Origin of the sequence: Prauserella isguenensis (assembly GCF_014191605.1) — a bacterium.
GTDB lineage: Bacteria > Actinomycetota > Actinomycetes > Mycobacteriales > Pseudonocardiaceae > Prauserella > Prauserella isguenensis.
Window position 1 is genome coordinate 189,560 of sequence record NZ_JACHWU010000003.1, and the last position, 20,351, is coordinate 209,910.

At 71.0% G+C, this 20,351-nt stretch carries 19 protein-coding genes; 8 read left to right on the forward strand and 11 right to left on the reverse strand.

Annotation, left to right across the window (positions count from 1 at the left end; all coding sequences use genetic code 11):
* Window positions 1–155 precede the first annotated feature (155 nt).
* Window positions 156–650, forward strand: a complete 495-nt coding sequence (locus FHS23_RS13610; protein WP_183654448.1) for a carboxymuconolactone decarboxylase family protein — start codon at window positions 156–158, stop codon at window positions 648–650.
* A 100-nt stretch (window positions 651–750) separates the two neighbouring features.
* On the opposite strand, the gene FHS23_RS13615 is transcribed toward FHS23_RS13610, so the two are convergent.
* From FHS23_RS13615 to glgP, 5 genes are all read right to left on the reverse strand, one after another.
* Window positions 751–1,941, reverse strand: coding sequence for a class I SAM-dependent methyltransferase (locus tag FHS23_RS13615; RefSeq protein ID WP_183654450.1), 1,191 nt, complete (start codon window positions 1,939–1,941; stop codon window positions 751–753).
* Between the two features lie 31 nt (window positions 1,942–1,972).
* Window positions 1,973–2,959, reverse strand: coding sequence for a methyltransferase domain-containing protein (locus tag FHS23_RS13620; RefSeq protein ID WP_183654452.1), 987 nt, complete (start codon window positions 2,957–2,959; stop codon window positions 1,973–1,975).
* 2 nt (window positions 2,960–2,961) lie between these two features.
* Entirely contained in the window at window positions 2,962–3,741 is a 780-nt protein-coding gene (locus FHS23_RS13625) for an enoyl-CoA hydratase-related protein (RefSeq protein WP_183654454.1), read from the reverse strand.
* A gap of 63 nt (window positions 3,742–3,804) precedes the next feature.
* Window positions 3,805–4,647 (reverse strand): ABC transporter ATP-binding protein, encoded by an 843-nt coding sequence (locus FHS23_RS13630; protein ID WP_343053901.1) that lies wholly within the window; start codon window positions 4,645–4,647, stop codon window positions 3,805–3,807.
* A gap of 145 nt (window positions 4,648–4,792) precedes the next feature.
* Window positions 4,793–7,348, reverse strand: a complete 2,556-nt coding sequence (gene glgP, locus FHS23_RS13635) for an alpha-glucan family phosphorylase (RefSeq protein WP_183654460.1) — start codon at window positions 7,346–7,348, stop codon at window positions 4,793–4,795.
* Window positions 7,349–7,470: 122 nt separating this feature from the next.
* Here glgP and FHS23_RS13640 point away from each other — a divergent pair, with 122 nt between their 5' ends.
* Window positions 7,471–8,943 carry a neutral zinc metallopeptidase gene (locus FHS23_RS13640; protein ID WP_183654464.1) on the forward strand — a complete coding sequence of 491 codons (1,473 nt, stop codon included), beginning with the start codon at window positions 7,471–7,473 and terminating at the stop codon, window positions 8,941–8,943.
* Window positions 8,944–9,069: 126 nt separating this feature from the next.
* On the opposite strand, the gene FHS23_RS13645 is transcribed toward FHS23_RS13640, so the two are convergent.
* Both FHS23_RS13645 and FHS23_RS13650 read right to left on the reverse strand, forming a co-directional pair.
* Window positions 9,070–10,053 carry a tetratricopeptide repeat protein gene (locus FHS23_RS13645; RefSeq protein WP_183654467.1) on the reverse strand — a complete coding sequence of 328 codons (984 nt, stop codon included), beginning with the start codon at window positions 10,051–10,053 and terminating at the stop codon, window positions 9,070–9,072.
* A gap of 100 nt (window positions 10,054–10,153) precedes the next feature.
* Entirely contained in the window at window positions 10,154–10,456 is a 303-nt protein-coding gene (locus FHS23_RS13650; protein ID WP_183654470.1) for a thiamine-binding protein, read from the reverse strand.
* Between the two features lie 201 nt (window positions 10,457–10,657).
* Between FHS23_RS13650 and FHS23_RS13655 the strand changes: the two genes are divergently transcribed.
* The gene (locus FHS23_RS13655) at window positions 10,658–11,158 is read left to right on the forward strand and encodes a MarR family winged helix-turn-helix transcriptional regulator (RefSeq protein WP_183654473.1); all 501 of its coding nucleotides are present in this window, start codon (window positions 10,658–10,660) and stop codon (window positions 11,156–11,158) included.
* A gap of 36 nt (window positions 11,159–11,194) precedes the next feature.
* On the opposite strand, the gene FHS23_RS13660 is transcribed toward FHS23_RS13655, so the two are convergent.
* The gene (locus FHS23_RS13660; protein ID WP_183654476.1) at window positions 11,195–11,551 is read right to left on the reverse strand and encodes a DUF3817 domain-containing protein; all 357 of its coding nucleotides are present in this window, start codon (window positions 11,549–11,551) and stop codon (window positions 11,195–11,197) included.
* 273 nt (window positions 11,552–11,824) lie between these two features.
* On the opposite strand from FHS23_RS13660, the gene FHS23_RS13665 reads away from it, so the two are divergent.
* Window positions 11,825–12,946 carry a 5-methyltetrahydropteroyltriglutamate--homocysteine S-methyltransferase gene (locus FHS23_RS13665; protein ID WP_183654480.1) on the forward strand — a complete coding sequence of 374 codons (1,122 nt, stop codon included), beginning with the start codon at window positions 11,825–11,827 and terminating at the stop codon, window positions 12,944–12,946.
* A gap of 65 nt (window positions 12,947–13,011) precedes the next feature.
* The gene (locus FHS23_RS13670) at window positions 13,012–14,049 is read left to right on the forward strand and encodes a class I mannose-6-phosphate isomerase (protein WP_183654483.1); all 1,038 of its coding nucleotides are present in this window, start codon (window positions 13,012–13,014) and stop codon (window positions 14,047–14,049) included.
* Between the two features lie 21 nt (window positions 14,050–14,070).
* On the opposite strand, the gene FHS23_RS13675 is transcribed toward FHS23_RS13670, so the two are convergent.
* Complete coding sequence (locus FHS23_RS13675) at window positions 14,071–15,456, reverse strand: MFS transporter (protein ID WP_183654486.1); 1,386 nt, start codon at window positions 15,454–15,456, stop codon at window positions 14,071–14,073.
* An 81-nt stretch (window positions 15,457–15,537) separates the two neighbouring features.
* Here FHS23_RS13675 and FHS23_RS13680 point away from each other — a divergent pair, with 81 nt between their 5' ends.
* On the forward strand, window positions 15,538–16,467 hold the full coding sequence (locus FHS23_RS13680) for a LysR substrate-binding domain-containing protein (protein WP_183654489.1): 930 nt from the start codon (window positions 15,538–15,540) through the stop codon (window positions 16,465–16,467).
* A gap of 104 nt (window positions 16,468–16,571) precedes the next feature.
* On the opposite strand, the gene FHS23_RS13685 is transcribed toward FHS23_RS13680, so the two are convergent.
* Entirely contained in the window at window positions 16,572–17,756 is a 1,185-nt protein-coding gene (locus FHS23_RS13685; protein WP_183654492.1) for an acetyl-CoA C-acyltransferase, read from the reverse strand.
* Between the two features lie 189 nt (window positions 17,757–17,945).
* On the opposite strand from FHS23_RS13685, the gene mce reads away from it, so the two are divergent.
* Complete coding sequence (mce, locus tag FHS23_RS13690) at window positions 17,946–18,392, forward strand: methylmalonyl-CoA epimerase (protein WP_183654495.1); 447 nt, start codon at window positions 17,946–17,948, stop codon at window positions 18,390–18,392.
* 64 nt (window positions 18,393–18,456) lie between these two features.
* On the opposite strand, the gene FHS23_RS13695 is transcribed toward mce, so the two are convergent.
* Window positions 18,457–18,834: an SPW repeat protein gene (locus FHS23_RS13695; RefSeq protein WP_183654499.1), complete on the reverse strand. Its 378-nt coding sequence runs from the start codon at window positions 18,832–18,834 to the stop codon at window positions 18,457–18,459.
* Window positions 18,835–19,166: 332 nt separating this feature from the next.
* On the opposite strand from FHS23_RS13695, the gene FHS23_RS13700 reads away from it, so the two are divergent.
* Window positions 19,167–20,285, forward strand: a complete 1,119-nt coding sequence (locus tag FHS23_RS13700) for a coiled-coil domain-containing protein (RefSeq protein WP_246382175.1) — start codon at window positions 19,167–19,169, stop codon at window positions 20,283–20,285.
* Window positions 20,286–20,351: the final 66 nt, after the last annotated feature.

Here is a 20,351-nt window from a genome sequence, read left to right on the forward strand (position 1 = left end):
GCTGTGACACCCGCGGCCGGCACGGACCGGTGGCAACCACGGATGTCACACGCTTCGCACCGCCGGCGTCTTCTGGTCGCCCCACGTCGACGTCGTCGCGCGACAACGCGTCATCCGGCGACGTCGCCGCCGCAGCAACGAGGAGGACCACAGCCATGGAAACCCGATTCGACATGTTCGGCAACGAACTGGCGCTCAAGTTCGCCAAACGCTTCGCGAACGCCGGCGCCGTCATCACCGACTCACCGCTGCCCGCGTCGATCCAGGAACTCGTGTCGCTGCGGGCCAGCCAGATCAACGGCTGCGGCTGGTGCGTCGACATGCACACCAAGGAGGCCGCCGCCCACGGGGAGAGCGCAGAGCGGCTCAACCTCGTCGCCGTCTGGCGGGAGACCACCGTCTTCGACGCCGCCGAGCGCGCCGCACTCGCCTTCGCCGAGGAGGGCACCCGGCTCGCCGACGCCCACCAGGGCGTGTCCGACGAGACGTGGGCAGCGGTCCGCAAGCACTACGACGATGACCGGATCGCAGCGCTTGTGGCACTGGTGAGCTTGATCAACGCGGCCAACCGCATGGCCGTGATCGTCCACCAGAAGGGCGGTTCGTACCGGCCCGGCATGTTCGATGCCGCCCTCGCGGGACAGTCGTGACCTGACCGCCGTCACGGGACGTGCGCGGGTGCGCCCGGTTCGGGCGCACCCGCGCATCCGTCACGCCCACTGCGACCGCATCACCGGACCCCGCGCGCCGTCAGGCGGGCACGCGTTCGGCTCTGCAGAGCAGCGCCGTCGGCCTCCGCCCGATCCGGGTGAGCACGACACTCGCCTCGCCCGAGCCGGACGGCTTGAGCCTGCGGCGCAGCGTGTTCGGGTCGACATCCAGGCCGCGCACGAGGATCTCCACCCTGCCGACGTCGTGGCGCCGCAGCATCGCCCGCAGTTCCTTCTCGCTGTAGTGACCGAACTCCAGCACACGGAACGCACGCACCCCGGGTGGCGGCTCGTCACCGGTGAGGTAGGCAATGCGCTCGTCGAGCTGCCACAGGCCGTGCCGAGCCCCGTAGTGCCGCACCAGACCGGCCCGGACGACGGCGCCGTCGGGGTCGACGAGCCACTCCCCCGGCTCCCCGACGCCGGCGTCGTCCGGCTCGTCGTCGGTGATCGTCCACTGTGCAGCGCCTGCCCCCGCCTCGCCGGTTCGCAGTACCGTGGCACGCCTGCGCGTCGTGGCGAGGCCGCCGGACCACAGACAGGATTCCCGCACCTGCCCGTCGAGTGAGACCAGCTCGACCTCGCGCGCCCACGGCGCGATCGACGTGTCGAGTCCCGGTGCGCACTTCACGACCAGGTCGCGTCCGTCGTACGCGGCGGCCAGCTCGTCGAGCGCGGGCACGAAGTCACCGGGTTTCCACGTGCGGCGCCCCGACGAGTCCCGCCTGGCGGGATCGGCCACCACCACGGCATCGCGGGTGACCGGCGCGAGCGCGTCCGCGCGCACCACCGTGGGAGACACCCCGGCCACGGCGGCGTTGTGCCGTGCCATCGCGAGCCGGGTCGGATCGAGGTCCGAGCCCACGCACCGAGCCGCGGTCCGGGCCAACTCGACGAGGTCGGCCCCGATGGAACATGTCACGTCGTGCACGTCACGCCCCGCGAGCCGTGCCGCCCGGTGGCGTGCCACCGGCGAGGCGCTCGCCTGTTGCAGCGCCTCCGAGGTCAACAGCCACGAAGCCGGATCGTCCAGTTTGGACGACGCTTTCCGGCGCAGCAGTACGGTTTCCAGCACCGCGGCGTACCGGTCACCCACCAGACGACGGGCGCTGGTCACGTCGGAGAGCCAGCTCGCGTCGGTGAGCCCCAGCCCGTCGCAGGCCGCGATCGCCTTCTCACCCTCGGCCGAGGCCAGGAAGGCGACGTCGTCGGGTGAGAAGGCGTACGGCAACGGTTCCGGTGCTCCTACTCCGACGAGCCGGTCAGGGCTCGACGGGCTCTGGCGGCTTGGTGCCCGTGATCATCACGTTGTAGAACAGTTCCCGCGGCAACACCCTGGACAACAGCTTCTTGTCCACGGCCGAGAGCCGCAGCCACAGCTTGTAGGCGAACAACCGCCACTTGAGCGTGAGCTTCTCGTCCGGAACGGCGGCCTCGAACGTCCGGATCGGCCAGCCCGCCAGCGCCGCGCTGAACTCGTCGGTGACCGCCCGGACATCGGCCGCACCCGCCGACAGCGCCGTGCGCTCCAGATCGGACGGATCGAACGTGTGCAGGTCGACCACGGCCTCCAGCGCCGCGGCACGCGAGGACTCGTCCAGCTCGGCCTGCGGCCGCCGCCAGCCGCTCAGCGCGGGCAGCTTGGTGACGGTCGTCGTCAGCCACCATGTCAGCTGGCCCAGTCTGCGGGCGTAGAAGTCACCGACCTTGGTCGGCTCGCCCGCGAACACGAACCGCCCGCCCGGCTTGAGCACCCGCAGCACCTCGCGCAGCGACGCCTCGACGTCCGGGATGTGATGCAGCACGGCGTGCCCGATCACGAGGTCGAAACTGTCGTCCTCGTAGGGGATCCGTTCGGCGTCCGCCACCCGGCCGTCGACGTCGAGTCCCAGCTGCTCGGCATTGCGCAGCGCGACCTCGACCATCCCGGGCGACAGGTCCGTCACCGAACCCTTCTTGATCACCCCGCCCTGCATCAGGTTCAACAGGAAGAAGCCCGTGCCGCTGCCCAGTTCCATGGCGGTGGGGTACGGCCGATCGCTCTCCCCCGCCACCGCGGTGAACACGTCGGTCGCGTAGTCGATGCAACGCTCGTCGTACGAGATCGACCACTTCTCGTCGTACGTGCCGGCTTCCCAGTCGTGGTAGAGCACGTTGGCGAGCTTCGGGTCGGCATAGGCGGCCTGCACCTCGTCGGCGCTCGCGTGCGGGTTCGGAGCGGGGTCGAGGCCGCGTACGTCGTCGGACACGGTCACTTCCCCTTGAACCGGGCCTTGCCGGGGCCGTTCTCGATGAACGACTCCATCCCCGCGGCCTGGTCCTCGGTGGCCCACAGCGCCGTGAACAGCTGCGTCTCGAGCTTCAGCGCGTTGCGCAGGTCCATGTCCTGACCGCCGTCGATGGCGGCCTTGGCGGCCTTCAGTGCGACAGCAGGGCCGTCGGCGAACTGCGCCGCCCACGTGTGCGCCGCGGTGTACACGTCGTCCGGGGCGACGACCTGGTCGACCAGGCCCATCGCGAGCGCCTCCTCAGCCTTCACGAACCGTCCCGTGTAGACGATGTCCTTGGCCTTGCTCGGGCCCACGAGCCGGGTCAGGCGCTGCGTACCGCCCGCACCCGGGATGATGCCGAGCTGGATCTCCGGCTGGCCGACCTTCACGTTGTCACCGACGATCCGGCGGTCGGCGGTCATCGCCAGCTCGAGACCCCCGCCCAGCGCGTAGCCGGTCACGGCCGCGACGGTCGGCTTCGGCAACTCGGCGATCGACGCCAACGACGCCTGTAGCTCGGCGCCGAACTCGTTGATCTCGACGTAGGACTTGGCCGCCATCTCCTTGATGTCGGCACCGCCCGCGAACGTCTTCTCCCCGCCGTAGAGGATCACGGCGCGGACGTCGTCGCGGCCCGCGGCCTCCTTCGCGGCCTCGGCGAGCTCACGCTGCACCTGGTTGTTCAGCGCGTTGACCGGGGGCCGGTCCAGCCTGATGGTGCCGACGCCTGCCTCGACCTCGAGTCGTACGAACTCGCCCACGCCTTCCTCCTTGAACGCTTGCTCGACATGCCTGCGACCGGAAGCTACCGGCCGGTAATGAGCTTACCTGCGCCGTGCGAAGAAGCGATCACCCGAGCGCTCCAGCACGAGGTCCTGGCCGAACGTAGCCGACAGGTTCTCCGCCGTCAGCACGTCGTCGAGCAGCCCCGCGGCGACCGTGCGCCCCTCGGCGAGCAACAGTGCGTGGGTGAACCCGGGCGGGATCTCCTCGACGTGGTGGGTGACCAGTGCCATCGCGGGCGCGTCCGGGTCGAGCGCCAGCTCCGAGAGCCGCGCCACGAGGTCCTCGCGGCCGCCGAGGTCGAGTCCCGCGGCCGGCTCGTCGAGCAGCAGCAGTTCGGGGTCGGTCATCTGCGCACGGGCGATGAGGGTGCGCTTGCGTTCACCCTCCGAGAGCGTGCCGTACTCCCGCGTGCCCAGGTGAGCGATGCCGAGCGCGGCCAGCAGCTCGTCGGCCCGCTCCGTGTCGAGCTCGTCGTAGCGCTCACGCCACCGTCCCATGACGGCGTAACCGGCGCTGACGACGACGTCGCGCACCTTCTCGTCACCCGGGACCCGCGAGTTGACGGCCGCCGACGTGAACCCGATCCGCGTGCGCAGCTCGAACACGTCGGTACGGCCGATCTTCTCCCCCAGCACGTGCACGGTGCCCGTCGTCGGGTGCAACTCCGCCGCCGCCAGCTTGAGCAGCGTGGTCTTGCCCGCGCCGTTCGGGCCGAGGATCACCCAGCGTTCGTCGAGTTCCACCGACCAGTCGAGATCGGCGAGCAACTTGTTGCCGCCCCGCCGGACCCCGACCCCCGAGGCGTGGACCACCAGGTCCTCGAGGTTCTCCGGCTGCCCGGTGCTTGCGTCGTCCCGTGGAGTGTCGTGCGCCGCGTTCACGAGTGCCATTCTCACCGACCGGTCGCGCGCGCCCGCGTGTGGGCCCACGACAGGCCGACTGGACTCACGCCGCCGTGCCCCACCCGTGGACTCACGCCACGATGCTCGATCGATGGACTCACGCCACCGTGCCCCATCCGTGGACTCACGCCACGATGACCTTGCCGAGCTCGGCCGGGCTCGCCAGCAGCCGGTGCCGCGGCAGCACCCGCACCGTGTAGCCCAGCGCGCCCGCGTGCGGCAGCCGCAACCGTGCCTCGAACACGCCACGTTCCACCGGTTCCATCGCCACGTGCACGCCGTCGGCGAGCTCGTCCGTGTCGCCGACCCGGCCGACCACGGCCTGCACCTCGACGTCGGCCGCATCCAGGCCCGCCATGTCGACCTGTGCGCGCACCCGCACGTCCGCACCGACCACGAGCGTCTCCGCCCCGTCTGCCAACAGCTCCGTGTCGGCGACACGCACCTGCGGCCACGCCTCGTCCAGGCGCGTGCGGTAGTCGTGGAACGCGCGCGACCCGGCGTAGGAGTCCGCCGTGGCCTCCGCGACCGTCTCGGCCGCCGGCAGGTAATACGACTCGACGTACTCGCGCACCATCCGCGAGGCCTGCACGCTCGGGCCCAGCGTGCGCAGCGTGTGCCACACGCGGGAGAGCCAGCCCTTCGGCACACCACGCTCGTCCCGGTCGTAGAACAGCGGCGCGATCTGCTGGCCCAGCAGGTCGTACAACGCGGCGGCCTCCAGATCGTCCCGCTGCAGCGGGTCGGCGACGCCGTCGGCCGTCGGGATCGCCCAGCCGTTGCTGCCGTCGTAGAACTCGTCCCACCAGCCGTCGCTCGTGGACAGGTTCAGGCAGCCGTTGAGCGCCGCCTTCATCCCGGAGGTGCCGCAAGCCTCGAGGGGGCGGGTCGGGTTGTTCAACCACACGTCACAACCGCGATACAGGTAGCGGGCCATCTGCATGCCGTAGTCCGGCAGGAACACGATGCGCCTGCGCACCTCGGGGTCGTCGTCGATGAACCGCACGATCTGCTGGATGAGCGCCTTGCCGCCCTCGTCGGCCGGGTGCGACTTGCCCGCGACGACGATCTGGATCGGCCGGTGCTCGTCGAGCAACAGGGCGCGCAACCGCTCCGGATCCCGCAGCATCAGCGTCAGCCGCTTGTAGGTGGGCACCCGCCGGGCGAAGCCCACGGTGAGCACGTCCGGGTCGAAGATCCGGTCCGTCCACCCCAGTTCGAGCGCCGAGGCGCCTCGCTGCAGCCACGCCTCCCGCGCGCGCCTGCGCACCTCGCCGACCAGGTTGGACCGCAGTTCCCTGCGCAGTTCCCACAGCTGCTCGTCGGTGACGTCGGCGGCGATGCGCGTACCGTTCCCGTCTCCCTCGTGGCCCCACTCCTCGTCGTTGCCGCCGAGCAGCGCGGTCATCTCCCGCGCCACCCAGGTCGGGCCGTGCACACCATTGGTGACCGAGCGGACCGGCACTTCGTCGACGTCGAAACCCGGCCACAGCCCGGCGAACATCCGCCGCGACACGCGGCCGTGCAGTTCGGAGACGCCGTTGGCGCGCTGCGCCAACCGCAGCCCCATGTGCGCCATGTTGAACATGCCCGGGTTGTCCTCCGCGCCGAGCGCCAGCACGCGCCGCGGATCGACGTGCGGCAACAGCGCGCCGTCGCCGAAGTAGTGCTGCACCAGGTCTACGGGGAACCGGTCGATCCCGGCGGGCACGGGCGTGTGCGTCGTGAACACCGTGCCCGCGCGGACGGCCGACAGTGCCTCGTCGAACCCGAGATCGCCGCCTTCGAGGATCTCGTCGGCACGCTCCAGGCCGAGGAAACCCGCGTGGCCCTCGTTGGTGTGGAACACCTCGGGCTGCGGATGACCCGTGAGTTCGCAGTACCGCCGCACCGCGCGCATGCCGCCGATCCCGGCGAGGATCTCCTGGCGGATGCGATGGTCTGCGTCCCCGCCGTAGAGCCGGTCGGTGATCCGCCGCAAGTCGTCGTCGTTGCCGTCGACGTCGGTGTCGAGCAGTAGCAGCACCGCCCGGCCGACGCTCGCCTTCCACAACTGCGCGCGCAGCTCGCGGCCGCCGGGCATCGCGACACTCACCATCGCGGGCTGACCCGAGTCCTCGGTGACGAGTTCGAGGGGCAGCCCGTCGGGGTCGATCACCGGGTAGTGCTCGACCTGCCAGCCGTCGAGCGACAGCGACTGCCGGAAGTACCCGGCCCGATACAGCGGCCCGACACCGATGATCGGCACCCCCAGGTCGGAGGCGGCCTTGAGGTGGTCGCCCGCCAGCACGCCCAGCCCACCGGAGTAGTTCGGCAGCGCCTCGTGCACACCGAACTCCATCGAGAAGTACGCGACCGCCGACGGCACGCGCTCGTGGTCATCGGCCAGTCGTTGGTACCAGCGCGGTTCGGTCAGGTACCGGTGCAGACCGTCCACGGCCGCGCGGGTGCGTTCCAGGAACGCCTCGTCGTCGGCCAGTTCCTCGAGCCGGTCGGCGGGCATCTCGGTGAGCATGCGCAACGGGTCGCGGATCCGCCGGAACAACGCGTCGTCCATCGACGCGAACAGGTCGCGCGTCGGCGGGTGCCACGTCCAGCGCAGGTTCGTGGCCAGCGCGGTGAGCCCGGCCAACCGGTCGGGGATGCGCGCGTGCACGGTGAATCGGCGGACTGCTCTCATGCTGCGATTGAACCTACTGGATCACTCGCGCGCCGCACGGGGGCCGTGATCGGCGACATTCCGAGCGCCCGATGTCCGGATCACCGCGTGCCGCACACCGACACTCAGTAAGGTGCACCCCCATGAGGACAGGGGGGCGCCCGGGACGCGTCAACGCAGTGCGGGTCATCGCCGGACTGGCCGTCGTGGCCCTGACCGCGACCGCCTGCGCGGGCGAACAGGTCACGGGCGAGCTGCAGACGGTGGGGGAGGTCGCCGGGCTGCCGGTGACGCACTTCGAGAGCGGGCTCAAGGACGACGCGGCGAAGCCGGACGTCCGGGCCGAAGGCGCCACCGACGCCGTCGAGGACCGGCTGGCGCTGGCGTCGATCGCCGACGTGACCGACTACTGGGACGAGCAGATGCCGGAGCACTTCGGCGAGAAGTTCGAACACGTCGACAAGCTCATGTCCTACGACCCCGAGGGCGAGGCGCAGGAGGTCTGCGGCACCAGCACCCGGGACATGGCGCTCAACGCCTTCTACTGCCCACCGGAGGACCTGGTCGCCTGGGACCGTGGCGTCCTGCTTCCGCTGCTGCGCGAGAAGTTCGGCGATATGGCCGTCGCGGCGGTGCTGGCCCACGAGTTCGGGCACGCGGTCCAGACCCGGCTCGGCGAGAAGGCCGGCATCGACGGCGGCACGTCGACGATCGTGAAGGAGCAGCAGGCCGACTGCTTCACCGGCTCGTACATGCGGTGGATCGCCGAGGACAAGAGCAAATACTTCGAGCTGTCGACGTCCGACGGCGTGAACGAGGTGCTCGGTGCCCTGTTCCTGATCCGCGATGCTCCGGGCTCGCACGCCAACGAACAGGGAGCCCACGGGTCCGGGTTCGACCGCACCTACGCCGTGCAACTCGGCTTCGAGGAGGGCGCGAAACGCTGCGCGGAGATCGACAAGACCGAGGTCGACGAGCGCATCACCGAGGTGCCGTTCAAGAACGCCACCGACCAGGCGCAGCAGGGCCAGGCACCCATCACGGGCGGCACCATGGTCCACGTGCAGCGGAGCCTCGACCAGGCGTTCTCCGCCACCGGTGTCGACCCGCCGCAGATCGTCGAGGGCGACGGCACCTGTCAGCAGGGCCGCTCCACCCCGCCGGTGTCGTACTGCGAGCAGAACAACGAGGTCCACATCGACCTGACGACGCTCGAGAAGATCGGCCAACCCGCCGACCAGGTGGGTGAGCTGACCGGGAAGAATTCACCCGACGCGGGCCTCGGCGACTTCGCGGTGTTCTCCGAGGTGGCGTCCCGGTACGTGCAGGGGATCCAGAAGGGCGTCGGGGCGCCCACCGAGGGCGGGCAGGCGGGGCTGCGCACGGCCTGCCTCGTGGGCGCGTGGGCCAAGTTCGCCAACAACCCCGACAGCGGCTCGACGCTGTACCTGTCCCCCGGCGACCTCGACGAGGCGATCGCCGAGCTGCTGCAGCCGCGCAGCCTGCTGGCCGCCGACATCAACGGGCACCGGGTCGCCAACGGTTTCGCCCGCATCGAGGCCCTGCGCAACGGCTACCTGGAAGGCTCCTCGGTCTGCACGGAGACCTACAAGTAGCGCCGATGTTCGCGGGCGCGCTGGGCTGAGGGCGCTCGTGCCGGATCGTTCCCGGCCGGGACACGACGTCGGGCCGGGACGACCGGAGCCGCCCCGGCCCGACGCGCGGTGTGTTCGGCGGTCGGTTCAGAACAGGGCGCCGGCGAGGTCGCGGCGCGCCTTGACGACCCGTTCGTCAGCCGGGTCGAACAGCTCGAACAGTCCGACCAGGTGCTCGCGGACGCGGTCGCGGTCCGGCCCCGCGGTGCGGCGGATCGCGTCGATGAGCCGGGCGAACGCTGCCTCGACCTGCTGCTGGGCGACTTCCTGGTCGGCCGCGGCGAGCTGGACGTCGAGGTCGGACGGATCAGCGTCGGCCTTGGCGATCGCCGAGGAGTCCGACTCCGCCGCCCGTGCGGCGAACCGCACCTGGTTCAACGCGGCCTTCGCCTGCTCGTTGGCGGGCTCGGTGTCGAGGATCCGCTGGTAGGCCGCTTCGGCGGCAGCGAGGTCGCCGCGCGCGAACGCGTCCTCGGCCTCGGTGAACCGCTCGTCCTCCGGCTCTTCCACCGGCTCCGCGGCGGCGCCTTCCTCTGCGGCACGGATGCCGGGCAGCTTGTCGCGCAGTGCGTCGAGCAGCTTGTTCAGCCACTGCTTGATCTCGGGCTCCGGCAGCGCACCGGAGAAGGCGTCAACGGGCTGTCCGCCCGCGATCGCCACGATCGTCGGGATCGACTGCACACCGAACAGCTGTGAGATGCGCGGGTTGGCCTCGACGTCGACCTTCGCCAGCACCCACGCGCCGTTCGCCTCACCGGCGAGCTTCTCGAGCACCGGGCTGAGCTGCTTGCACGGCCCGCACCAGTCGGCCCACAGGTCGACGACGACGAGCGTGTTCATCGACCGCTCGACGATCTCGGCCTGGAACGACGACTCGGTCACGTCGATCACCGCGCCGCCGGTGGCTCCGGAACCGCCACCGGCACCTGCGGGCTGCGGCGCGGCCTCCCCACTCGACGCGGACGGGCCGGCCTGCTGTTTCGAGGCCTCGGCGCGCTGCTTCAAACCGGACAGATCGACCGCTCCGGAGAGGGCCGCCGGTACCCCTGGAGTGTTGCGTGGCTGTGTCACGGTTCCATCCTGGCACGGACTACTGGGAGCTGGGTCACTGGTGGAATCCTAGCGAATCCGCAGCTCGGCGCCCCACTGCGGGCGGGGCGGGTGCGGGCCGTCATGCGTCGCGCAGGTGCGCCTCGACGCGGTCGAGCTTGGCGTCGAGCTGGCCGGTGTAGCCGGGTCGGATGTCGGCCTTGATCACCAGGCCGACCCTCCCGGCGCCCTCGCCTGCGGCGTCCGTCGCGCGCTTGACCACGTCCATCACCTCGTCCCACTCGCCTTCGATCTCGGTGAACATGGACCCGGTGCGGTGCGGCAGGCCGGACTCGCGCACGACCCGCACGGCGCGCGCGACGGCCTCGCTCACGCCTCCGTCGGACTCGGCGGCGGCCGGGCTGACGCTGAACGCGACGATCATGGTGGGACTCCCTGGGATCTCGTACCGGTTCTCGTGCCGGTGGCCTCGTCTCGTGCCTCCCGACCGGCTCGTGGCCCCTGCTGTTCTACCGCGATCCCGCCCCACCCGGCATCACCGGCGGCGAACCGTGGAGCGGTGAGGCGGCGGCCGGCTCGGGGCGAGTGCCCGGCGATCCGGTCCGCGCTGCTAACTTCGGGCGCCATGAACCGTCCGTTGCCGTTCGACCCGATCGCCCGCGCGGCGCAACTGTGGGAGGACCGCATCGGGCCTTCCGACACCATGGCGGCCGTCACCGGTGTCATGCGGGTGCAGCAGATCGTCCAGTCGGCGGTCGACGGCGCACTCAAACCGCACGGGCTGACGTTCGCCCGTTACGAGGCGCTGGTCCTGCTCACCTTCTCCCGCCAGGGCTCACTGCCGATGCGGGTCATGGGTGAACGACTGCAGCTGCACCCGACGAGCGTCACCAATATCGTCGACCGGCTGGAGTCCGGCGGACTCGTCGCACGAACTCCGCATCCGACCGACCGGCGCACGACCCTCGTCGAGATCACCGATGACGGGCGCGCCCGCTACGAGGTGGCGACGAAGGCCGTCACCGACATCGACTTCGGGCTCAGCGGCCTGACCGGGCGACAGACGCAGCAGCTCACCGAACTACTGACCAAGGTGCGCAAAGCGGCAGGCGACTTCACCGAGTGAGCTGCCTGCCGCTTGCGACGCGGGGGTGGGTGGCGCTCAGGCGCCGACCGGCTCACGGAACAGCGCCGTGCCGCCCTGCCGGGAACGCTGCGGGCCGTCGAGCTTGCCGCGGCGCAGCGCCCACGTCTCGAACCACCACGTGAACAGCGGCGGGATGCTCGCGAGGAGCGCGGTGACGGTCGTACCGGCCGTCCAGCCCAGCGGCTTCGCAACGCCCAGCGTCACGACCAGGTACACCACGAACATGGCGCCGTGCACGGCACCGAGGACGGGAACGCCGCCCTCACCGAGCTCGACGACGTACTTCAGGAACATGCCGATCAGCAGGCCGGCCCACGACAGCGCCTCGGCCACGGCGACCACGCGGAACAAGACGGCGGCCTTGTTCGACAACGGTTCCTCCTCCGCTCGGATTGGACCGCCTCGGACGGCGGCCACGTCACTTGCTGTATACGTCAACGCCGCCCGCGACGCGCAACATGCCCGTACGTTCCGTGACGGCACTCACGAACGTAGGTGTGACCTGGTGGGACCGTGACCACACGTAACCGCGCCGTGCGCATTGTCACCACTTCGGGCTCTCCGCCGCCGCGGCCCTCCGACGATCCGGACGGCCGCGGCATCGGCACCATTGATGGGCCCCGATGACTGTGTGACGATGCGATCATGGCTCAGCGTCAGACACCGCCGTTCCGCGCAGACCACGTCGGCAGCCTGTTGCGCCCCGCCGAACTCCACAGGGCGCGGGAGCAGGCGGCGCAGGGCGCCATCACCGCCGAGCAGCTCGCTTCCGTCGAGGACGAGGCGATCCGCTCCGTCGTCGCCATGCAGCGCCGGGTCGGCCTGCAGTCGGCCACCGACGGCGAGTTCCGCCGTTCGTCGTGGCACATGGACTTCATCTACCAGCTCGACGGCGTCTCGAAGAGCGACGAGAAACTGCAGGTGAGTTTCCGCAACGCCGACGGCGAACTCGAGTTCAGCTCGTCCGGACTGAAGGTCGAGGGCAAGGTCGGCATCGGCCATGCGATCTTCGGCGACCACTTCGACTTCCTCAAGTCCACTGTGGACCCGGAGGTCACGCCGAAGCTCACGATCCCGTCGCCGAGCATGGTCTACTACCGCGGCGGCAGGGCGGCAGTCGACAGCACGGTCTACCCGGAACTCGACGACTTCTTCGCCGACCTGGGCTCCGCCTACGCCGAACAGGTCGCGGCGATGGGCCGGCGCGGCTGCCGGTACCTGCAGCTGGACGACACGAGCCTGGCCTACCTCAACGACCCGAACCAGCGCGAGCTCGTCGCCGACATGGGCTTCGATCCCGAAACGCTCCATCTGCGCAACATCCGGACGATGAACGCCGCGATCGCTGCCAAGCCCGACGACATGGCGATCACCACGCACCTGTGCCGCGGCAACTACCGCTCGTCCTGGGCCGCCGAGGGCGGTTACGACTTCGTCGCCGAGGCGCTGTTCAACGAGCTCGACGTGAACGGCTACTTCCTCGAGTTCGACGACGAGCGCTCGGGCGGCTTCGAACCACTGCGCTTCGTGCCGAAGGGCAAGTACGTCGTACTCGGCCTGGTCACAACGAAGCGCGGGGAGCTGGAGACGGTCGACGGGCTGCGGCGACGCATCGAGCAGGCATCGCAGTACATCGACCTCGATCAACTCTGCCTCTCCCCGCAGTGCGGCTTCTCCTCCACCGAGGAGGGCAACGACATCACCGAGGACGAGCAGATCCGCAAACTCGAGCTGATCGTCGAGACGGCCGAGAAGGTCTGGGGCTGACGCCTGGACGGGACCGGCGACACGCGAAACCCCGGGCACCCGCACGTGGCCTACAGTGCTGTGCCGTGCCGGAATCACTCGAACCGATCTTCCTGCCCGCCAACCAGCCGCCGCAGTTCTACCGCGGCGGAGCCGCCATCGCCGCGCTCCGCGGGGACGAGGCCCGTGAATACGGACCTGAGGACTGGGTCGCCTCGACGACGACGCGGTTCACGGGCGGTCCTGACGGGCTGACCCGCCTGCCCGACGGCCGGTGGCTGGCCGACGCCGTCACCGCCGATCCGCGCGGCTGGCTCGGCGACGCGCACCTGCGCCGGTTCGGCGATTCGACGGCACTGCTGGTGAAACTGCTCGACGCGGGCCAGCGACTGCCGGTCCACTTCCACCCCGACGACCGGTTCGCCCGCTCGCATTTCGACTCGCACTTCGGCAAGACCGAGGCGTGGGTCGTTCTCGGCACCACCGGTGACGACGCGACCGTCTACACCGGATTCCGGGAGACGACGTCCGCCGCGACGGTGCGGGACTGGGTGCGGGACCAGGACGCACCGTCGATGCTCGAGGCGCTCAACGCCGTCCCGGTCACACCCGGCGACACGGTCGTGATCCCGGCGGGCCTGCCGCACGCGATCGGCGCGGGCGTGTTCGTCGTCGAACTGCAGCAACCCACCGACTTCTCGCTCACCATGGAGTGGCGGGGCTTCCTCGACTCCCCCGAGCAGGGCCACCTGGGCATCGGCTTCGACACCGCGTTGCAGGTCCTGGACACCTCCGGGTGGGACGCCGAACGCCTGGCCTCGCTGATCCGCCGCGGCCACAACCCCGACCCCGACGCGGCCGGTGGAACGACCGAACTGCTCGCACCGCTCGCCGACGGGTTCTTCCGCGCCGACCGTCTGCGCCCCTCCGAGGCGCCGTCCGACGCCGTCACGCTCACGCCGGGATTCGCCGTCCTGGTGGCGATCGACGGCGCGGGCACCCTCACGTCCGACCGCGGCGGCAGCGCGATCGCACGAGGCGACACCGTCGTCGTTCCGTACGGAGCAGGACCACTGCGACTGTCCGGCGGCGTCACCGTCCTCCGCTGCCGCCCACCGGCCTGATCCGCCCTCGGCGATCCGCGGTCACCGCCCGGTGCGGACGCGGCGACGCCCGGCCGAACGCGTGCGCGGGCGCAGGAACGCAGGACCGCGACCCGGATGCGCCCGGACGGCCCGGCCGCGGCGCTCCCGCACCCCGGCCGCGGCGGCCCGGCCGGCACCGCCGTCGCTGCGACGACCGCCCGGCCACCACACCCGCACGCGGTGGAGCGGGTACGCGGGACGCTGGAACGCGACCACCGCCGCGGCGACGAACGGTACCGACGCGGCGGCGGCCGCCGTGGCCCAGGTCGTCGCGACGGCGAGCGGATGAGCCAACGTGATCAGACCGACCACCACCGCGGGCGCGCCGGAGCCGAGGTAGAACGCCACGTGCAGCGCTCCGGTGATCGCGCCCTTGCGCGCGACGGGTGTGACGGCGTCGACCGCCGCCGACGCCCCGCCGTACGCCAGCCCGTGCCCGGCACCCGCGATCACGGCGGCCACGAGGGTCACCGTGGTGGACGCGCCCGCGGTCTGCGCCAGTAACGCCAGGCTCGTCAGCAGTGCGCCGAGGCCCACGACCTGTGCCCGACGGTCGCGCAGCCTGCCGACGAGCGGCTGGGTCACCACCGAGCACACCAGCACCAGGCCGAGAATCGCGCCCGTCACCGCCGGGTTCGTCTGCCCCGCCCGGTCGAGCAGCGTGGGGATGATCGCCAGGAACAGGCCCGCCACCGTCCACGCGAGGAACCCCGCGGCGGCCGCCGAGACGAACACCCTGCGCATGCCACGCGGAATCTCCGGCTTCGTGGGGCGCCACCGCGTGAGGCCCGACGTCACCGTCATCCCGGGCGCACCGGCCCCGAGGCGGGACACGAGACGCCATCCGATCGCCAACAGGCCGAGATGGAGCGCGAACGGCAGCATCTCCGGGGCGGGCGCGTACCGTGCCAGCAGTCCGCCGACGACCGGTCCCGCCGCGGTGCCGCCCACGAAGGCGATACCGGCCAGTGCTGCCGGAGCGATCCGCCTGCCGCCGTGCAGCGAGGTCAGCGCACTCGCGGCCGCCGTCGCCGCGCCGAGCGCGAGACCCTGCGCCGCACGGCCCACCAGCAGCCATCCGGTGCCGGTGGCGATCACGAAACACGCCGAACCTGCCGCCGCGACCAGCAGCGCCCCACGCAGCACCGGCCGCGCACCCACCGCATCGGTGGCCTGCCCGAACAACAGCAACGCCGGTGCGCTCACCAGGGCGAACGTCGCGTAGACGACCGTCATCGTCAGATCGTCGATCCCGAACGCCCGTTGGTACGCGGGATACAGCGTGCTCGGCAGATACGCGCCGAGCGTCAACACGACGAGCACGTAGGCACCGGTACCGGCCGGCGATGTGAGAACGGGGCGACGGGGGACAGCGAGGCGTTCCATCAGCAGCACACGACCAGGATGCCGCCGGTGATCCATGAGGAGAATCAAACAATTTTCGTCATGACCGTGCAAAATGACTGCATGATCGATCCGAAGCTGCGCGTGCTCCAGCTGGTGGCCCGGCACGGCACGGTCACCGCGGCCGCGGCGGCCTCGCACTACACGCCGTCGGCGGTCTCCTACCAGCTGCGCCAGCTGTCCGAGGAACTGGGCGTCCCGCTGCTGGAGACGCAGGGCCGCGGGGTCCGGCTGACCACCGCGGCACGCACAGTGTTGCGGCACGCCGACGTGCTGGCGGCACAGACCGAGCGTGCCTACGCCGAACTCGCCGCCCTCTCCGACGAGCCCAGTGGCCCGTTCACGGTGTGCGGCTTCTCGACGGCCGCCACCCACCTGCTGCCTCCGGTGGCGGCGACCCTGCGCGACCGGCATCCCCACGTCCGTATGCGCGTGATCGAGGCCGAACCGGGCCGGTGCTTCGACCTTCTCCTGGCGGGCGACGCGGACCTGGCGCTGGTGATCAACACGGAGCACACACCGCCGACCGGCGACGAACGGTTCCACCAGCAGCCGCTGCTGGACGACCCGCTCGACCTGGTCGTACCCGAGGACCACCCGTTCACCACGCGGCGCCGCGTCACACTGGCGGACGCAGCCGACCAGGACTGGATCGTCGGCCGGCCCGGCACCGCGTACCACGACCTGGTGCGCACGGCGTGCACCGCGGCAGGCTTCTCCCCCAACATCGCGCACTACGCGGACGAGTGGGACACCGGAGCGGCGCTGGTCGCGCGCCGGTTCGGCGTGATCCTCGTGCCCCGGCTCGCGCGGTTGCACGACGACCGGCCGGTCGCGCGCGTCCCGCTCTCCGGTGACCCCGCACCCGCGCGCAGGGTGCTCGCCGCGACCCGGAGCGGCCACGCAGGCCATCCGCTCGTCACCGAGTCCCTCGAGGCGATCAACGAGGTCGCGGCACAGCTGCTGCCCACCGAGGCGCCGCAACCGCGGTGACCACCTACGGCCCCCGACGCGCGCCGGCGCCGGGAGCCTCGGTGCTCACCGGCGCCGGCGACGTACGGGACCCTGGCCGCCGCTTCTCGGGCGGCCGCTGACGGCTACTTCGGCACGTTCAGCAACAGCGCGTCGCCCTGACCACCGCCGCCGCACAGGGACGCGGCACCGAGACCGCCGCCGCGGCGGCGCAGCTCGTGCACCAGGTGCACGGCCAGCCGGGCGCCGGAGGCGCCGATCGGGTGGCCCAGCGCGATCGCGCCGCCGTTGACGTTCACGATCTCCGGGTCGAGGCCGAGCTTGTCGGTCGAGACCAGGCCGACCGCGGCGAACGCCTCGTTGATCTCCACCAGGTCGAGCGCCGAGGCTTCCATTCCGGCCTTGCGCAGCGCCGCGCCCACCGCGTTGGAGGGCTGCTCGTGCAGGCTTGCGTCCGGCCCGGCCACGACACCGTGCGCGCCGATCTCGGCGAGCGGGGTCAGACCCAGCTTCTCGGCCATCACCGGGCTCGCGACGACGACCGCCGCGGCCCCGTCGGAGATCTGCGACGCCGAACCGGCCGTGATCGTGCCGTCCGCGGCGAACGACGGGCGCAACTTGCCCAACGACTCGGCCGTGGTGTCACCGCGCACGCCTTCGTCGGTCTCGAACAGGACCGGATCGCCCTTGCGCTGCGGCACCTCGACGGGCGCCAGCTCGGCGGAGAACACGCCGTCGGCGATGGCCTTGGCCGCGCGCTGGTGCGACCGTGCGGCGAACTCGTCCTGCTGCTCGCGGGTCAGGCCGTAGCGCTCGTTGTACTTCTCCGTCGACACGCCCATCGCGACCTGGTCGAACGCGCAGTGCAGACCGTCGAAGGCCATGTGGTCGACCAGCGTCGCGTCGCCGTACTTGAACCCGGAACGCGACTTCGGCAGCAGGTGCGGCGCCTGGGTCATCGACTCCTGGCCGCCCGCCACGACGAGCTCGAACTCACCGGCGCGCACCAGCTGGTCGGCAAGGGCGATGGCGTCCAGGCCGGACAGGCACACCTTGTTGATCGACAAGGCGGGCACGTCCATCGGAATGCCCGCGTCGACGGCGGCCTGCCGGGCGGGCATCTGCCCCGCGCCGGCGGTCAGCACCTGGCCCATGATCGTGTACTGCACCTTCTCGGGTGCCACACCTGCCTGTTCGAGAGCGGCCTTGATGGCGACGCCTCCGAGCTGGGCGCCCGAGAAGTCCTTCAACGAACCGAGCAACCGGCCGATCGGCGTGCGGGCCGCCCCCAGGATCACGGAACCGGACACGTGTCTTCCTCCAAGCGTTGACGATGCTGTCGGCGCTGACCCGGCACGCCTCGCGTGCCCTGTGCACCAGCGGCGCTTCGCCCGGAAACGATACCGGTCGTCGCGGTCGTACCGGCCTCCGCGGCGGCACAACCCACGGTGTGAACAAGCGCACGCCTGCCACCGCACCGGCGGGCCTATCCTGCGCGTATGCAGCAGCAGGCAACCGCGGCGCTGGCGCCGTTCATCACGACGATCGACCATGTGGGCGTCGCCGTCGCCGACCTGGACGAGGCGATCTCCTTCTACGGCGACAGCTTCGGTCTCGAGGCCACGCACGTCGAGGTCAACGAGGAGCAAGGCGTGCGCGAGGCGATGCTGCACGCGCCGGGTGACGAGGGCGGCCCCGCGGTGCAGCTGCTCGCGCCGTTGCGGGAGGACTCGACGATCGCGAAGTTCCTCGACACCAAGGGCCCGGGACTGCAGCAGCTCGCCTACCGGGTCACCGACGTCGAGGCGGCTGCGCAGGTGTTGCGCGACAAGGGGTTGCGGATGCTGTACGCGGAGGCCAAACGCGGCACCGCCGACAGCAGGGTCAATTTCGTGCACCCGAAGGACGCCGGCGGCGTACTCGTGGAACTGGTGCAGCCGGCTTGATCGAGAAGGCCGGTACCGCTCACGGCGCCGTCACCGAACGCCGTGAGCGACAGTGCGCCGGCCGCTAGTGCTGGCCCGCCATCCGATGTGCGGCACTGGCCACCGGTACCGCCGCCGCGCCCACGAGCACGGTCAGCCCACCGATGATCCAGGACGTCCACGCCGCGCCGGTGAGGGCCGTGTAGCCCATCACCCACGGGGACACGAACGCCAGCACACCGAGTACCACCTGGATGCCCTCGCCGACGATCATGCCGGGCATGGCCAGGGACACCAGCCCGTCGATCGCGATGAGCGCGCCGAGCAGCGACATGGTCCACGCCGCTCCGGTACCGGTGCTCAGCCACAGCGGGGACAGAGCGAGTACCGCACCGAGAACGACCTCGGCCCAGTCGTGCGGCCGGGTCCACGGACGTGCCGGATGAGTCGATGATCCGGACATCGTGATCACCTCCTGGGGTCGACCCACGACGGACACCGCTGTGCCCGCCGTCGGGGTCGACCGCCGGACCACGCGCCGGCAGGTGTGCTGGTGCCCGCCTGCGGATCGAAGTGGTGCCGACGGCGGCCCCTAGTGTCAGGATGCGCCTCGCTCCCACCTCTGGTCAATGCCGCCGACGATGGTCCGAACGTCGGTGTTTTCCCAGCGCATCACGGAACCGATGGCGCGCCGACGCGCCCCGCGGGGCCCGGTTGTGAACCTCGCGTGAAGCACTGCGACGCCACGACCACATTCGGCGGCGTGGCGATCACACGTGCGGTTAGGGTGGGGACATGAGCCTTGGCGACGAACGGGATCTCGTGCCGCTGGGGGCCGGCTTCGACTTCGAGAAGCGCGGCTACAGCCGGGCACAGGTCGATGAGCACCTGGAACGGCTGGACGCCGATCTGCGGATGCTCACCTCCGACCGCGACGCGGCGATCTCCCAGGCCGGCGACCTCGCGAAACAGCTGGAGTCGGCCCGCGTCGAGATCGACGACCTGCGCGGGCAGGTCGACCGGCTCGCGCAACCGCCGACGACGATCGAGGGACTCTCCGAACGCCTCCAGCGCATGCTCCGGCTCGCCCAGGAGGAGGCCGCCGACACCCAGGCTCGCGCGGAGGCCGAGGCCGGGCACATTCGCGCCAAGGCCGAGGCCGATGCGAGCGCTATGCGTGCCCGCTACGAGCAGCTCCTGACCGAACTGGCCGAGCGGCGCCGCGAGATGGAGGCCGAACACCGCAAGGTGATCGCCGACGCGCGGGCCGAGGCCGATTCGATCCTCACCAAGGCCAAGGAGGAGCGCGACCGTCTCGACACCGAGGCCGAGCAGCACCGCACCAAGGTCGAGGAGGACTTCGAGATCGCGATGGCCACGCGTCGCACCGAGGCGATGCGTGAGCTGGCCGTGCAGGAGGCCGCGAGCAAGGCCGAGGCCGAGCGCCGGGTCCGTGAGGCCACCGAGGAGGCCACCGCGATCCGCACGGAGGTCGCCGAGGAGGAGTCCAAGGCGAAGGCCGACATCGAGCGGCGGCAGCGCGAGTCCGTCGAGGACGCCAACCGGCGTAAGCAGAACTCGATCAGCGAGGCCAACGCGCGCGTCGCCGAGGCGACCGACGAGGCGAACCGCCGGGTCCGCGAGGCGACCGAGGAGTCCAACCGCCGCGTGCACGAGGCCACCGAGATCGCCAAGCGGCGCGTCGCCGACGCCAAGGCCAAGGTCGAAGCGCTGCGTACGTTGCGGCACAAGGTCGCGGACCAGGTCGTGTCCGCGAAGGCCATGCTCGCCGAGGTCGACTCCGCCATCGATGGCAAACACTCCGGCGCGGACCCGGCGGCGAAGCGCAACGGGCAGAAGGCCCACGCGGGTGCGTCGGCAGGAACGCCGGGAGCGGAAGCGACTCGCGAGTAGGTACGGTGTAGCCCCCGGTACGGCGACCGGCTACTGTTCGGCCAGCAGTACCGCCGAGGTTCACCG